Annotated in this window: 11 protein-coding genes; 3 read left to right on the top strand and 8 right to left on the bottom strand. The window is 65.7% G+C overall.

Annotated features, from left to right (window positions below):
- The first annotated feature begins 191 nt into the window (after positions 1-191).
- Positions 192-2,801: a bifunctional aconitate hydratase 2/2-methylisocitrate dehydratase gene (gene acnB / locus KVG96_RS08270; RefSeq protein ID WP_085583490.1), complete on the top strand. Its 2,610-nt coding sequence runs from the start codon at positions 192-194 to the stop codon at positions 2,799-2,801.
- 306 nt (positions 2,802-3,107) lie between these two features.
- Here the strand turns inward: acnB and KVG96_RS08265 are convergent, their stop codons facing one another.
- The 5 genes from KVG96_RS08265 to KVG96_RS08245 form a co-directional block, all read right to left on the bottom strand.
- The gene (locus tag KVG96_RS08265) at positions 3,108-4,772 is read right to left on the bottom strand and encodes a SulP family inorganic anion transporter (protein ID WP_217891564.1); all 1,665 of its coding nucleotides are present in this window, start codon (positions 4,770-4,772) and stop codon (positions 3,108-3,110) included.
- Positions 4,762-5,379, bottom strand: coding sequence for a ParB-like protein (locus KVG96_RS08260; RefSeq protein ID WP_217891563.1), 618 nt, complete (start codon positions 5,377-5,379; stop codon positions 4,762-4,764). Before KVG96_RS08260 ends, KVG96_RS08265 begins: the two co-directional genes overlap by 11 nt.
- Before the next feature lie 125 nt (positions 5,380-5,504).
- Positions 5,505-6,785 carry an HAAAP family serine/threonine permease gene (locus tag KVG96_RS08255; protein ID WP_217891562.1) on the bottom strand — a complete coding sequence of 427 codons (1,281 nt, stop codon included), beginning with the start codon at positions 6,783-6,785 and terminating at the stop codon, positions 5,505-5,507.
- Between the two features lie 254 nt (positions 6,786-7,039).
- Positions 7,040-7,225 (bottom strand): hypothetical protein, encoded by a 186-nt coding sequence (locus tag KVG96_RS08250; protein WP_217891561.1) that lies wholly within the window; start codon positions 7,223-7,225, stop codon positions 7,040-7,042.
- 69 nt (positions 7,226-7,294) lie between these two features.
- On the bottom strand, positions 7,295-7,489 hold the full coding sequence (locus KVG96_RS08245; protein ID WP_217891560.1) for a hypothetical protein: 195 nt from the start codon (positions 7,487-7,489) through the stop codon (positions 7,295-7,297).
- Positions 7,490-7,756: 267 nt separating this feature from the next.
- On the opposite strand from KVG96_RS08245, the gene KVG96_RS08240 reads away from it, so the two are divergent.
- Together KVG96_RS08240 and KVG96_RS08235 are read left to right on the top strand one after the other, a co-directional pair.
- The gene (locus KVG96_RS08240; RefSeq protein ID WP_217891559.1) at positions 7,757-8,140 is read left to right on the top strand and encodes a tautomerase family protein; all 384 of its coding nucleotides are present in this window, start codon (positions 7,757-7,759) and stop codon (positions 8,138-8,140) included.
- Between the two features lie 174 nt (positions 8,141-8,314).
- Complete coding sequence (locus tag KVG96_RS08235) at positions 8,315-9,283, top strand: 2-hydroxyacid dehydrogenase (protein ID WP_217891558.1); 969 nt, start codon at positions 8,315-8,317, stop codon at positions 9,281-9,283.
- A gap of 139 nt (positions 9,284-9,422) precedes the next feature.
- On the opposite strand, the gene tssA is transcribed toward KVG96_RS08235, so the two are convergent.
- The 3 genes from tssA to KVG96_RS08220 are packed head-to-tail and all read right to left on the bottom strand — an operon-like array spanning position 9,423 to position 15,102.
- On the bottom strand, positions 9,423-10,523 hold the full coding sequence (tssA, locus tag KVG96_RS08230) for a type VI secretion system protein TssA (RefSeq protein ID WP_217891557.1): 1,101 nt from the start codon (positions 10,521-10,523) through the stop codon (positions 9,423-9,425).
- Positions 10,520-14,341 (bottom strand): type VI secretion system protein, encoded by a 3,822-nt coding sequence (locus KVG96_RS08225; RefSeq protein WP_217891556.1) that lies wholly within the window; start codon positions 14,339-14,341, stop codon positions 10,520-10,522. The genes tssA and KVG96_RS08225 overlap by 4 nt, the downstream gene beginning before the upstream one ends.
- A complete protein-coding gene (locus KVG96_RS08220) occupies positions 14,338-15,102 on the bottom strand; it encodes a DotU/TssL family secretion system protein (RefSeq protein WP_217891555.1) in 765 nt (254 codons plus the stop codon). The genes KVG96_RS08225 and KVG96_RS08220 overlap by 4 nt, the downstream gene beginning before the upstream one ends.
- Positions 15,103-15,113 lie beyond the last annotated feature (11 nt).

Below are 15,113 nucleotides of genomic sequence, written 5' to 3'. Positions count from 1 at the left end.
GCGGGGAAAAGCCCGACGCCAACCCTCATCAGCTCCCGTTCTGCAGGCGTAAAACTTTGAAAGCAGCTTCTGTAAGGAATGGTCGGTAATTCTGGCTAAGCGGCTCACAACGCCACGCAGCGCATGAATACGTCCATTTCGGGATGAGCGTCCCGGACACCCATTTGGGACCACTGATGAGGGTAATAACTGTGCTTGAAGCCTACCGCAAACATATCGAAGAGCGTGCAGCACTGGGTATCGTTCCCCAGCCGCTCAACGCCGAACAAACTGCAGGCCTGGTCGAGCTGCTGAAGAATCCCCCGGCTGGCGAAGAAGCTTTCCTCGTTGACCTGATCACCAACCGCGTTCCGCCAGGAGTGGACGAAGCCGCCTACGTCAAGGCCGGTTTCCTGTCCGCCGTCGCCAAGGGCGAAGCCAAATCCCCGCTGATCGACAAGAAGCGCGCCGTCGAGCTGCTGGGCACCATGCAGGGCGGCTACAACATCGCCACCATGGTTGAACTGCTGGACGACGCCGAACTGGCCGCCGTCGCCGCCGAACAGCTCAAGCACACCCTGCTGATGTTCGACGCCTTCCACGACGTGGCCGAAAAAGCCAAGGCGGGCAATGCCCACGCCAAAGCCGTGCTGGAATCCTGGGCCGCCGGCGAGTGGTTCACCAACAAGCCTGCCATCGCCGACAAGTACAGCCTGACCGTCTTCAAGGTTCCGGGCGAAACCAACACCGACGACCTGTCCCCTGCCCCGGACGCCTGGTCGCGCCCTGACATCCCGCTGCACGCCCTGGCCATGCTGAAAATGGCCCGTGACGGCATCGTGCCTGAGCAGCAAGGCGCCATCGGCCCGCTCAAGCAAATCGAAGAAGTCAAGGCCAAGGGCTTCCCGGTCGCCTACGTCGGTGACGTGGTCGGTACCGGTTCCTCCCGTAAGTCCGCCACCAACTCGGTGCTGTGGTTCTTCGGCGACGACATCCCTTACGTGCCGAACAAGCGCGCCGGCGGCTTCTGCTTCGGCTCCAAGATCGCTCCGATCTTCTACAACACCATGGAAGACGCCGGCGCCCTGCCGATCGAGTTCGACGTGTCGAACCTGAACATGGGCGACGTGATCGACGTCTACCCGCACGCCGGCAAAGTGTGCAAGCACGGCACCGACGACGTCATCACCACCTTCGAACTGAAGACCCCGGTGCTGCTGGACGAAGTCCGCGCCGGCGGCCGTATCCCGCTGATCGTCGGCCGTGGCCTGACCGAGAAGGCGCGCGCCGAGCTGGGCCTGGGCCCGACCGACCTGTTCAAGCTGCCTGAAGCGCCTGTCGACACCGGCAAGGGCTACACCCTGGCGCAGAAGATGGTCGGCAAGGCCTGCGGCCTGCCGAAAGGCAAAGGCGTGCGTCCTGGCACCTACTGCGAACCGAAGATGACCACCGTCGGTTCCCAGGACACCACGGGCCCGATGACCCGTGACGAACTGAAAGACCTGGCGTGCCTGGGCTTCTCCGCTGACCTGGTGATGCAGTCCTTCTGCCACACCGCGGCGTATCCGAAGCCGATCGACGTGACCACCCACCACACCCTGCCTGACTTCATCATGACCCGTGGCGGCGTTTCGCTGCGTCCGGGCGACGGCATCATCCACTCGTGGCTGAACCGCATGCTGCTGCCGGACACCGTGGGCACCGGCGGTGACTCGCACACCCGTTTCCCGATGGGCATCTCGTTCCCGGCCGGTTCCGGCCTGGTCGCGTTCGCCGCCGCCACCGGCGTCATGCCGCTGGACATGCCTGAGTCGATCCTGGTCCGCTTCAAGGGCAAGCTGCAGCCTGGCATCACCCTGCGTGACCTGGTTCATGCCATCCCTTACTACGCGATCCAGAAGGGCCTGCTGACCGTCGAGAAGAAAGGCAAGAAGAACGCCTTCTCCGGCCGCATCCTGGAAATCGAAGGCCTGGACGAGCTGACCGTCGAGCAAGCGTTCGAACTGTCCGACGCCTCCGCCGAGCGTTCCGCCGCCGGCTGCACCATCAAGCTGCCGGAAAAGGCCATCGCCGAGTACCTGCAGTCCAACATCACCCTGCTGCGCTGGATGATCGGCGAAGGCTACGGCGATGCGCGCACCATGGAACGCCGTGCCCAGGCGATGGAAGCCTGGCTGGCCAACCCTGAGCTGATGGAAGCCGACAAGGACGCGGAATACGCCGAAGTCATCGAAATCGATCTGGCCGACATCAAAGAGCCTGTGCTCTGCGCGCCGAACGACCCGGACGACGCCCGTCTGCTCTCCAGCGTTGCCGGCGAGAAGATCAACGAGGTGTTCATCGGTTCGTGCATGACCAACATCGGTCACTTCCGCGCCGCGGGCAAGCTGCTGGATCAGGTCAAGGGCCAACTGCCGACCCGTCTGTGGCTGTCGCCGCCGACCAAGATGGACGCTCACCAGCTGACCGAAGAAGGCTACTACGGCATCTACGGCAAGGCCGGCGCCCGCATGGAAATGCCAGGCTGCTCGCTGTGCATGGGTAACCAGGCACGCGTTGAGCCGAACAGCACCGTGGTGTCGACGTCGACCCGTAACTTCCCGAACCGTCTGGGCGACGGCGCGAACGTCTACCTGGCTTCGGCCGAGCTGGCGTCCGTGGCTTCGATCCTGGGTCGCCTGCCGACCGTCGAGGAGTACATGGAATACGCCGGCAAGATCGACAGCATGGCGGCCGACGTTTACCGCTACCTGTCCTTCGACCAGATCGCCGAGTTCCGTGAGGCTGCTGCGAACGCCAAGATTCCTGTCGTTCAAGCCTAACGCCGCAAGGCAATGAAGAACGCCGCCCGTCGCGAGACGGGCGGCGTTTTTTTATGCCTCCGATACCTCCCCTGCAGGAGCCAGCCTGCTGGCGATGGCGCCGGCACAGCCGACATCTCCAGCGCCTGACCCACCGCAATCGCCGGCAAGCCGGCTCCCACAGATTCCCAGGCGTTCGCCGATTCCGTGCATGCCAAAGAAAACTGTAGGAGCCAGCCTGCTGGCGATGGCGCCGGCACAGCCAGCACCCTCTCAGGCAGACACACCGCCATCGCGAGCTGGCTCGCTCCTACAGGGAATCATTGCTCAGGGAGCCAGACTGAGCGCCTTCTGCACCGCGCCGTCCACGCTCAAGCCGCTCAGGATCACGCCATTGGCCTGGGTCTGCGGCAACGCATCCAGTGCCGCCAGCGCCTCGTGCTTGAGCCGGGCCAGAATCAGCCGCTTGCCCGCCTGGTGCACCCGCACGAAGAACTCCTGCATCGCCTCAAGGCTGGTGCCGTCCAGGTCAGGAGACTCCTCCAGGCTGAGGATCACCGTGTGCACCGGCACCTGCGAATGACGGACCAACCGCAACGCACCGCCCAGGATCCGTTCGACATTGGCGAAGAACAGCGCCTCGCCGGGCCGCACGATCAGCACGCCCGGCTCGGTGGCCGCCGTCGGATGGCGCTGAAGGTCGACAAAGTCATGGCCGCCGTCGATCCGCCCGAGCACCTGGATGTCCGCCGCCGACAGCTGCTTGAGCATCAGCAGCACACTGATCGCCACCGACACCAGCAGGCCGTCCAGCACTCCCAGCACCAGCACGGACGTCACCGCGCAGACCACCAGCACGCGGTCGCGCCGCCAGATGAAATAGCGCCCCAGCGGCTGCAGGCTCAAGCCCCTGCCCAGCGCGTGCATGACGATGGCCGCCAGCACCGGCTCCGGCGTCAGCGCAATCCACGGCAGCACGGTCAGCACGATGATCAGCACCGTCAGCGCCGCGATGCCGCCCGCCCAGCGGGACGTGGCGCCGGCGGCTTCGTTGGCCGAGGTCGCCGAATAGCCGGCCCCCACCGGCATGCCATGGAACAGGCCGGACAGCAGGTTGCCGGCGCCCAGGGCCAGCAGGTCGCGGTTGGACGTCACACGGTCGCCGTGCTTGAGCGCGTAGGCGCTGATTGACCCATAGGACTCGGCGTACAGGATCATCACCATGGCAAACGCCACCTCCCCCAGGCGCAACCAGTCGGCGAACGGCAGCGCCGGCAGGTTGGGCAGCTCCAGGCCCAGGTCGATGGCGCCGATCAGCTTCACGCCGTGATCCGACAGGTTCAGCCACTGCCCCGCCGCAATGCCGAGCACCACCACCAGCAGGCCGCCGGGCACCCGGGGAAAGCGCGAAAGCCCTCCCAGCAGCACCAGCGCCACGGCGGCGACAGCGGCGGACGACCAGTTCCATTGCGGCAACTGCTCCAGCAACTGCGGGGCGAAACGCACCAGATTGGCGTCCGTCAGGTGCACGCCGACCACACTGGCCACTTGCTTGAGAATGATGGTCAGCGCCAGCCCGAAGGCAAACCCGCGCAGCACCGGCTTGGCGATGAAGGACGTGACGCTGCCGAAGCGGAACGCCCCGGCCAGCAGAAACAGCGCGCCGGTGACCAGCACCAGCCCCACCGCCAGGGTCGAGCGCAATTGCGGGTCGCCGTTGGCCAGCGTCGCCGTGGCCGCCGCCAGCACCGCCGCCGACGACGAGGTCGCCGAGACGATGGCGAAGCGGCTGGTGCCCAGCAGTCCGTAGCACAGCAAACCCGCGAACAGCGCAATCACCCCGGCCTGGGGCGCCAGGGCGGCGATGGTTGAGTAGGCGACGGCCTCCGGCAGCAGCAGGCCGGCGATCGACAGCCCGGCGAGCAGATCCTGCCAGCGGTTCGGCTTATCGCAAGACGGTGAAACGGTGACGCCCGAAGGTTCAGTCGACAATCGGCCCCACCCATCCCGGCAGATAGCGGGCCTCTTGGCTGCGGGCCAGCTTCATGGCCCGGGCTTGCAGCTTGGCATCCTGCGCAAGCATCTGATCCGCAGCGATGCGGCTGCGGAAAAAGTCCGCCCAGAGAAACTCGCTGTAGGGCGTGACATCCTTGGCGTACCCCCCGGCACGGCGCAACTGTCCGGCGAGACTGCGGTAAGGGTCGTCGTGCAGATCGGCGATGCGGGAGGGAATGGCCTCGAACGGACGACGCACGCCCCGCCCGTCATAGGGGTGGGCCCACTGGTTGAAGGTCATGACATTCCAGAACGTCACCTTATCGACGAAGGACAAATCCTTGAGCACCAGCAACGGCACCCGCTTGACGCCCTCTTGCAGCAATGCCAGTCCGAAATGATGGTGATCGACGATGTAGTGCGTGCCGTCCGGCCCGAGCACACAGGGAAACCAGTGGTGCTCCAGCGCCGCCGAGCGCTCCTTGCGCTTGAGCGACTGCCATTGCTGGCGCTTGGCCTCGACTTCGGCCAGACCGACGGTCAGTTGGGTGGGATGCAGTTTTTCCAGCTTGCCGCTGATCAATTGCGGACGGGCACGGGCCATTGAACGTCTCCGAGACAGTACGAATGCACGGTCTAGCGTAGCCGTTTATTTCAGGAGAGGGATGTCTGGAATCAATGGGTTAACGACGGGAGCGGCATTGCGCCGCTCCCGGTTGCGCGGGCCGGTCAGGCCGCCAGCGAATAGATCAACGCCGAAATCGCCACCAGGCCCACGGCCGTGACGAACACGTTGGACGCCTGGCCGCGGAAACGGGCCATCGCCGGCACCTTGCGGATGGCGTACATCGGCATCAGGAACAGGATCGCCGCGATCACCGGGCCGCCGATGGTTTCGATCATGCCCAGGATGCTCGGGTTGAGCGTGGCCACGATCCAGCACACCACCAGCATGAAGGCCGCGACGATGCGGTCCAGGGCCTTGGCGCCCGGACGCTTGCCGCTCTTGACGATCAGGCCCTTGAGACCTTCGCTGGCACCGATGTAGTGGCCCAGGAACGACTTGGAGATGGCCACGAACGCGATCAGCGGCGCCGCGAACGCGATGGTCGGGTTGCTGAAGTGGTTGGCCAGGTACGACAGGATCGACAGGTTCTGCGCCTTGGCCTCGGCCAGTTGCTCCGGCGACAGGGTCAGCACGCAGCTGAACACGAAGAACAGCACCATCAGCACCATCAGGGCGTGGGCGCGGGACAGGATCTGCGAACTGCGCTCATCGGCGTGGACGCCGTAGCGGCGCTTCTGGTCCACCGCGAACGCCGAGATGATCGGCGAGTGGTTGAACGAGAACACCATCACCGGAATCGCCAGCCACAGCGTGTGCAGGAACGCGGAAGGCGCCGGCACGTGCGAGGCGGTGGTGAGGATGCCGCCGGTCCAGTGCGGGATCAGGTACACCGCCAGGAACGCCAAAGCGACGATGAACGGGTACACCATCAGGCTCATGGCCTTGACGATCACCTGCTCGCCGCAGCGCACCACCGCCAGCAGGCCGAGGATCAGCGCAAACGACAGTACCGCACGCGGCGGCGGAGTGATGTGCAATTGGTGCTCGAGGAAGCTGGCGACCGTGTTGGTCAGGCCGACGCTGTAGATCAGCAGGATCGGGAAGATGGCGAAGAAGTACAGCAAGGTGATCAGGGCACCGGCCTTGATGCCGAAGTGCTGCTCGACCACCTCGGTGATGTCGGCGCCTTCGCGGCCGGACAGCACGAAGCGGGTCAGGCCCCGGTGTGCGTAGAACGTCATCGGGAACGCCAGCAGCGCCAGGATCAGCAACGGCCAGAAGCCGCCCAGCCCCGCGTTGATCGGCAGGAACAGGGTGCCGGCGCCGATGGCCGTCCCGAACAGTCCCAACATCCAGGTGGTGTCTTGACGGTTCCAGCTCGAAAGTTCAGCTGGTGCCGCCGATTCAAAGCGCTCGTTGACGCTATTGGCCTGATCATTCATCCGGTCGGATCTCCGCATTCCGGTCACTTGCCACTCGGTCAAAACGCGCCGGAAAAAACCGACAGAAACGTCGCAACCGAAACAGGGCCGCGATTCTCCGGGATAAATGAGCAGAAGCAAAGACTTAGCTGAGGAATGGTTGTACGGATCAGATCCCCAGCATGTCGTTTTCGGCAAAATCACTGTCGTCCAAGGACATGGAAAATGTCGTTTTCCGACAAGCCCAAGCACCGCAAGCCTGCCGGAACCGGCGGTCAGAGCAACAGCCGCAGCACGACGGCGCCGAGCGAAAGGCCGACCAAGGCAAACAACGCACCGAGCCCGACAAGAAACGCCATCGAACGAATGTCGGCTTTGGACAGGGACAGCGTTCGACCCGAAAACCCGGCGTCCTCCCGGTACTGGTGTTCGATTCGGGCCTTGCGGCTTTCTGTGTTCATGCGAATGTCCTTTTTATGAAGAGAACGGGATAAGTACGGCATGCAGCCTCCGGTGCCGGAGTGGCGACGTCACGGTTTGAAAAGCAGCCCCAACGCGGCAACAAGCGCAGTCAGCATCCCTGCCCCGACCGCGAGCGGATACAAGGTGGCCTCCCAGGTCAGCTTTTTTTCCTCCGCCATGAGCTTGCTTCGTTCGGCCCCGAGTTTTTGTATTTCAACCTGCAGCTTGTCCAGTTCCAGGTTTTTGCGGTTGTTCTGAAGCATGGGCCGTCCTTGGCTGTTGGCGGTTACCCTTCGGGCGGCTGTTCCATCCTGGAGAGCCTTTCCCTTCCGTGTGGCTTCATGGTTTCACCTTCGGCCCAAGCCGGATAGCGGACGAATCGCATCGCGCCTGTAGGCTGCGTCCTTATGCCAGGCAAGAAAACACCTCGGATTACAAGAAGGTTTAAACAAGCTCACCGATCGGTGTTTATCGGCTATACCCAATGGCGAGATTCCGACCGTGTTCCTCAAGCCCCCTGGAGCCGCCCCATGCCCCTCGTTCGCGTCGACATCAGGAAAAATCCCGACCCCACCTTCGCCAAGCGCATCGGCGAGGTGATCTACGCCGCCCTGCGCAGCACGTTCAACGTGCCGGAGCACGACAACTTCCAGATCCTGGCCGAGCACGACGGGCCGCATTTCATCTACGACCCGCAGTACCTGGGCATCCCGCGCAGCGACGGCATGGTGTTCATCCAGCTCACGGTCAGCGAAGGCCGCAGCGTCGAGCAGAAGCAGCAGCTGTACCAGACGATCGCCTATCACCTGCACAACCAGTTGGCGGTGCGCCAGGAAGACGTGTTCATCAATCTGGTGGAGGTGAAAAAGGAGAACTGGTCGTTCGGCAACGGCATCGCCCAGTACGTGAGCTGAAACCGCGCCCGCTCCCGGCGGCGCAACCGCCTGACCAAGCGCCCTCCCGGCCCCTGCGCCAGCTCCTACACTGGCTGGTGCGAGCCCAGGGCCTGCGGTTGCCAAACCGCTGCGCAATCCGCACTCTGGCACGACTTTCGCGACCGACACGACGACGATCACAGGAGCCGAGCAATGCCCGCCACCGTTCTGGTACTGGTTGAAACCATCAATGACTACCTGCCGATCCTCGAACGACAGGGCTTTCACCTGATCCTCGCCCCCACCCCCGCCGAACGTGCCCAGGCCATCGCCACCCACGGCCCGCGCATCGACGCCGTGCTGACCCGCGGCCCGCTGGGCCTTTTCGCCGACGAGATCGCCGCGCTGCCGGCGCTCAAGATCATCTGCGTGATCGGCGCCGGCTACGAACAGGTGGACCTGCAGGCCGCCAGCGACCGGGGCCTCACCGTGACCAACGGCGCCGGGGTCAACGCCTCCTCGGTGGCCGACCATGCGATGGCCATGCTGCTGGCGCTGGTGCGTGACATTCCGCGCTGCGACGCCGCCGTGCGCCGGGGCGAATGGCCCAAGATCATGCGGCCGTCCCTGGCCGGCAAACGGCTGGGCATCCTCGGCCTGGGCGCAGTGGGCATGGCCATCGCCAAACGCGCCGGCAACGGCTTCGACATGGAGATCAGCTACCACAGCCGCCAGGTACGCACCGACGTACCCTATGCGTTCTGCTCGACCCCGACCGAACTGGCCCGGGCCTCGGACTTCCTGGTGGTCGCCACTCCCGGCGGCATCGGCACCCAGCACCTGGTGACCCGTCCGGTGCTCGACGCACTGGGGCCCAAAGGCTTCATCGTCAACATCGCCCGCGCCAGCGTGATCGCCACCGCCGACTTGATCGCGGCGCTGGAGCAGCGGCGGATCGCCGGGGCCGCGCTGGATGTGTTCGACCACGAACCGCAAGTGCCGGATGCGCTCAAAGGCCTGAGCAACGTGATCCTGACCCCGCACGTCGCCGGGCTGTCACCGGAGGCCACCCAAGGCACCGTCGAGCTGGTGGGGAAAAACCTGATGGCGTTCTTCTCCGGGCAACCGGTACTGACGCCCCTCGACCTGCCCCCTCGCCTCAACAATCAGCGCGTGCACTAGGCTCTGTGTGAAAAGCATTGATACTCGGTGATGCTGCGTTGAAAACAGCCTCGGAATGCTCATTTGCAACCCGTAAACTCCGCTTCCCCGGCTGTTTTCGCCCTGCCTGACCTTCGTCTCAAGGCTTTTCACACAGGCCCTAGAGCACGCCGAGCAACGTCCACATCCGCCGCGCCTCGGCGTCGGCGCAAATCAGTTCGCCCAACAGCTCGCTCAGCGGCTTGTTGCCCCACTCCACCGCGCGCCGGATCAGGTACGGCACCGGGCTGTGGGGCTCGGTGCGGGCCAGGTATTCGGCGATCAGCAGCAATTGCCGATAGGCTTCCTCGCGGCTGGCCGGCTCGCGGAACACCTGGGCCGCCGGCGCTTCGGCCGTCGGGTCGACAGGCGTCTCGTCGGCGGGCGGGGCTTGGGCGGCAGGTTCCTGAACCGGTGGCGGCGCGGGTTGTTGCGGGTGCATGGCGATGAACTCCTTGACCAGCGTCAGCAGCGCTTGAAGGGTCTCCTGCAGGGGCTTGAGCCCCGGCCCCTGATCCCCCAGATAGGTGTCGCTCCAGGCATCCAGCCTTTGCAGGTGCTGCAAACCCAGCAGCAGGTTGCCCTGCTGGCGCAGCCAGAACGCCATGGGCGTGGCGCGCACCTGATCGCTGAGTTTCTTCTGTTCGCTGCGGGCGGTTTCCGCCAGGGCCTTGGCGTTCTTGCTGTCGTTGACCTGCACCTGCTGCACCTGCAGGCGGCGCCAGACACTCAGGCTGTACCCCTCGAAATCACGGCTGTGGGCACCGAACAGCGGCACCCGGGTCAGTAGGATTTCGCTATAGCGGCGCACCAGCCATTCCAGCGGCGTCACCCGCCAGGACTGATCGCCGTCTTCGGCCTGGGGGTGCACCTGTTCGGGATAGCGCTCGCACAGACCGGCGACCAGCGCCAGGCTGCCGGGCAGGCCGTCCAGCCCCTGCAAATGGAGCCACGCTTCACCGAGCCAGGCGCTGAGCATCAGGTCCTTGCTGCGCTCCAGCAGCAGGTGGGTGGTGAGCGCTTCCACCTTCGGCCAGTCCGCGCGCTTGAGCGTCGACTCCCACACCCCGGTCGGCAGGCTGGCGTCGTCTTCGCGGCGCAGGTCGCGCAGTTGGTCGAACTCGCGTTCGTAGCGCAGGTCCACGCCGCAGGGCGCGTCTTCGCTGATCGGCGCGAGCAGCTGTTCAATGAGGTCAGGCAACGCGGTGGATGGCAGGCTCACAGCCCCTCCTTCTGGGTGTCGATGGCGGCGGTCGTGCCGGTCACCTGAAACGGCGAGCGCGGCGCCCGGGTCGGCGGCGGCGCGATGGACATCGGCAGCTTCGACCCTTGGCTCATCAACGACAGCCGCACGAACATCCGGGTGAACCCGGTGGTGACGCTGTCGTTCTGCGCCGTGACCGGCAGGCGCAGGCTCAACGGAAAATCGGTGTAGTCCATGCTCGGCTGGCGCTGCACCGAGTAGTGCGCGCGCATCAGACGCAGCAGCGACCACGGCCCGCCGTATTCCCAGCCCGCTTCAAGGTCGCGCACCACCAGGTTGGGCTGCAACGGATCGTTGACCGGCCGTTCGTTGCCGTTGCGTGCCCAACGCAAGGTCAGGCGCACCGGCTGGCCCACCATCCAGCGCAGGTTCGGCTGCTCGGCGCCGGGGTAGTTGATCTGTTGGCTGCCGGCCAGCAGGCCCCAGGCGATCACCTGATCGGCGCCCCGCTCTTCCTCGCGGTCGGTGCGCCAGCGCACATCCAGCTCCAGGCCGAGGATGCCGCTCTTGTCCCGCACGAACAGCGGCGTCAGCCAGGTGCCGGCCTGCTTCAGGCGGTTGAGGAAATCCTCTGCCGCCAGGCGCTCCGGCGCCTGGCTCGAGGAAAGGCCCGCCAACGCCACCGGCAGACGCTTGTCGATCAGTTCCAGCAAGTGCTGCACCCGGGCCGGGTCGGCATCCTGCGCCTGCACACCGTTGGCGAACGGGAAGCGGTCGGCCAGGTATTGGTTGAAGTAGCTGGCCAGCTCGTTCCACGCGGCGGCGGCCTGTTGCTGTTGCAGGAACTGGCAACGCTGCATGGCCGACTGCTGCAACTCCACGGCCCGCATCGCCAGGGTGCCGCGTCCGCCGGCGACGTTGGCGGTCTGCAGCACCTGCACGCAAGAGCCGGTGTCCATCTCTATGAAGTCGCGGCTGACCAGTTGTTCGATCTGCGCGGGCGAGCTGGCGGGGTTGGCGTCCTTGTACTTGAGCAACTCTTCGTTGAGCGCGCTGAACTGGGTCACCCGTTCGTAGTCCAGCGCCGACAGGTTGGCCTGTTGGGTCTTGAGCCACTGCAACGCCGAGGTGCGGCGCTCGGTGATGCCGAGCATGGTGTTGAACTGCTGCTTGAGGCTTTGCTTCAGGTCCTGCACATCGCTGGCGCCGTAGAGTTGCAGGCCGAGGTTCTTCGAGCCGTCCCACTGGCTGATTTCGGCCCGGCCGCCGAACAGCGGCTGGGCGACGATCTCCTCCAGGCCGCTGACGATCTGCGCCATGGCGCGGCGGTTCAGCGCGCTTTGCAGACGCGCCGCCAGGTCCATGCGGTGCACCTCGACAAAGGCTTTCTGCAGTTCCATCGCCTGCTCCGCCCGTACGTTGAACACCGCGTAGGGCTGGGTCTGATCGTCGTGGTCCTTGAGGCTCAGCCACATCGCCTGGGCCGCTGCGCTTTCGGCCGCCTGCAACAGCGCGCCACGGTAGATCGACGGGATCCTGGGCAGCTCTTCAGCGATGTAACTCTTGTAGCTGGCGAAATAGCTCAACGAGGTGTCGAGGTCGTCGCCGTCCACGGTCTGGCCGCGCAGGTCGATGTTGTCCTGGCTCGCGCGCAGGGCGACCGACACGAAGTCGCGCTTGAACAGCGACTGCACGGCGTTGTCCAGCTTGACCACATGCTCCTGCAACGTCAGTTGCCCGCTGCCCTGCTGCACCAGCAGGTTGCCCCGGGAGCCGACCTGGGCGATCCACTGGTCGCGAAAGCTCTGCTGCAACTTGGCCGCCTGGGCTTCCAGTTGCTGCTCCACCGCCGGCCCCAGCAACACGCTCTTGTGCACCTTGTCGAGCATTTCGCGGTAGCCGGGCACCAGGTCCTGGCCCTTGCCCCGGCCCCACGTCGAGTTGGTCAGGGCGATCGCCACCTGCAAGTCGTCGACCAGTGCGCGCAGGTCCTCCAGCTCGCGGAGGCTGTTGCCGCTGCCGACCTCCAGCTGTTCCAGGTGCAACTTGAGGTAACCGGCCTTGCTGACGAAATTGTCGGCCAGGAAATACTGGTCCAGCCAACGCTCCATCAGCCCGGTGAAATTGCCCACGATCTGCGGCCGCTCGACGCTCAGGTCCAGCGCCTGCAAATTGCCGTCCTCATCGGCCAGCAGCACCCGGTTGAAGAACGCGGCGTGGGGCAGTGTGCCGGCGTTGAGGTTCAGCGACAGGGCGTTGTTGCTCAACTGCACCAGATCCTCCAGCGGCGCCCGGGGATTGTTCAGGGCCTGGCCGAACCACTGGTTCTGCTGCTCCAGGCGCACGGCGCGGTCCACCAGGTCCGTGGCCTTCTGGTAGTTCTGCCACTGCGCCGGATCTTCGCTCTCGACGCTGACGCGCCGGTCGGTGCTGCGGATGCCCTTGAGCTTGGCCAGCTCGGCGCCCAGCAGGTCGTGCAGCGGTTCGAGCAAGTGCCGCCGGGCCGACAGGCGCAGTTGCCGTTCGAGCGTGGAATCGAGCGACGAGAACCACGACGTCGGGAACACCAGCGACGCGAAATCCCAGCGCGGCGAGCGTTCCATCACCCGCCACAGGCTTTGCACGTTGCGCCGGGTCGGCTCGACCCGGTGCGCATCGTCGGTGACCGCCACATAGCCTTTCTGGGCGACTTGCAGCAGCCGGGCCAGCTCATGGGCATCCTTGACCGAGGCATGCCAGACCAGCAGCATCGCCACCGCCCAGACCACCGCGACCACCAGCGCCACCCCGGCCGTCAGCCGTTGCCAGCGCTGGCGCAGGCGCAACAGGCGCGGCACGCCCTGGGCCACGCCGCGCTCGCCGACGATGCGCTGGCGCCACAACTGGCGCACGAAGGCGCTTTGCTGCAGGCCGCTGTCATCGGCCGAGAACCCGTCCAGCGCATCCTCCGCCGGTTGGTTGGCGCTCAGGTACAGCCCGCGAAAGCACGGTGCCTCGCCCTGGGCATTGCCCTGGAACACCGGTTCCAGCACGTTCTGCAAGCCGCGGCGCAGGCTTTCCAGGCGCTCCGGCAAGGCGTACAGGTCGGCGCTCAGGTGCCCGGACAGCGTGCCGGTCTCGATCACCGCTTCGGCCACTGCCCGGTGCAGACGGTCCAGCGCCTGGTCGCTCCATTGCCCTTGCCAGACCGCATCCCTGGCATAGGGCGACGACCAGCCCAGGGTGCGTTCCCGGGCCTCGTCCGGCAACGCGCTGATCAGTTCCTGGAACCCCGGCAATTCCTCCAGCCCGGTGACCACCACGTACACCGGCAGGCTCAGGCCAAAGCGTTGCAGCAAGTCGATGAAACGCCGCCGGGCCGCCAGCCCGAGGCCGGTCGCCTGCTCCAGGTTGCCCAGCCGCGCGGCGGGCACCGTCCAGATCACGCCGTCCAGCGGACGTTTGCTGCGCAGACGCAGGATCAACCCCAGCAGCCGCCACCAGCCGCCGCGTTGCAGGTGCATGCCGTCTTCGGGCAGGAACAGCGCCTGGGGCACCACCAGCACCGCGCCTTCCGGATCGGACCACCAGCGGCCGAACCAGGCCGGCTTGTCGGTGGGTTGCAGGCGCCATTCGCTCACCAGTTGCGCGCCTTGGACTTCGTCGCCGAGCATCAGCAGCCACGGCAACTGATAGCGGTCGCGGCTGCCCTGCTCCTGTTCCATGTGCCGCACCGCACCGTAGAAGCTGCGGATCGCCGCGCCGCTCTGGGTGCGCAGCCACCACACCGCCACCGCCAGCAGCACCAGCAGCAGGACGATGCCGACCACCCACGCCACGATCGCCAGCGTGCTCATGAGCCTTGCTCCGGCGCGGGCGTCAGTTCAGTCATTTGCAGCACCGGCTCCAGCTCCTGGCCGATGTCGCGCCACAGCATGTGCCCCAAACCGGCGAGCAACAGCACCATCGCCGCAATGCCCAACGCCAGCCTGAAACCGTCCGGCAGCGCGGTGCGCACCGGCAGGTTCAGCGGCGCCGCCTGCGAGGGCTGCACCAGCCGTTGGCTGACGTCGGCCCAGTCCGCGTCGTCCTGCCAGGCGAAGGCGAACAGCGCCAGGCGCCACTTCTCCAGTTGCGCCTGGCTCTGCTCGCCGCGCAGGCGACCGTGGAAACCGAGGATCAGGCATTGCAGGTAGACGTTGGCCAGATCGCGGGCGGTGGGCTGCTGCTCCTCAAGCAATGTCGCGATGGCCGCCGGCACCTGCTCGCCGGCCTGACGGCTGGCGTACAGGCGCGACTCCAGGGGTTTGTCCTGCCAGGCGGCCTGCCCCGGCCAGGGCGTGAACAAGAGGGTTTCGTCCACCAGTGCGACGAACGCGTACACCAGCGCCCGCACCTGCTCGGTCGCCGCGTCGCCGACCCGGGCAAACGCGGTGCGCCACAGGCGCTGCGAGGCCTGGGACGAGAGCTCGACCACGGTGTCGACCAATGCCTGTTCGTCCTCGCCGTCCTTGGGCAACTGGCTCCAGTCCTGCGACCACTGCTGCCAGGCCTGGCGGAACGCGCTGCTCAGCGGCGCGTCTTGCAACCCCAGGCTTGCGGCACTCCCCTGCGACATGAGCGGCTCCT

The sequence above is a fragment of the Pseudomonas ekonensis genome (genome assembly GCF_019145435.1).
Classification (GTDB): domain Bacteria; phylum Pseudomonadota; class Gammaproteobacteria; order Pseudomonadales; family Pseudomonadaceae; genus Aquipseudomonas; species Aquipseudomonas ekonensis.
The sequence above is the reverse complement of the archived record's forward strand: the minus strand, read 5'-3'. Positions and strand labels throughout refer to the sequence as shown.

Bases quoted from the DNA above. Each gene is read 5' to 3' on its own strand.
- KVG96_RS08220 (WP_217891555.1), bottom strand. From the start codon at position 15,102: ATGTCGCAGGGGAGTGCCGCAAGCCTGGGGTTGCAAGACGCGCCGCTG.
- KVG96_RS08260 (WP_217891563.1), bottom strand. From the start codon at position 5,379: ATGGCCCGTGCCCGTCCGCAATTGATCAGCGGCAAGCTGGAAAAACTG.
- KVG96_RS08245 (WP_217891560.1), bottom strand. From the start codon at position 7,489: ATGCTTCAGAACAACCGCAAAAACCTGGAACTGGACAAGCTGCAGGTT.
- KVG96_RS08250 (WP_217891561.1), bottom strand. From the start codon at position 7,225: ATGAACACAGAAAGCCGCAAGGCCCGAATCGAACACCAGTACCGGGAG.
- KVG96_RS08255 (WP_217891562.1), bottom strand. From the start codon at position 6,785: ATGAATGATCAGGCCAATAGCGTCAACGAGCGCTTTGAATCGGCGGCA.
- KVG96_RS08225 (WP_217891556.1), bottom strand. From the start codon at position 14,341: ATGAGCACGCTGGCGATCGTGGCGTGGGTGGTCGGCATCGTCCTGCTG.
- KVG96_RS08240 (WP_217891559.1), top strand. From the start codon at position 7,757: ATGCCCCTCGTTCGCGTCGACATCAGGAAAAATCCCGACCCCACCTTC.
- KVG96_RS08235 (WP_217891558.1), top strand. From the start codon at position 8,315: ATGCCCGCCACCGTTCTGGTACTGGTTGAAACCATCAATGACTACCTG.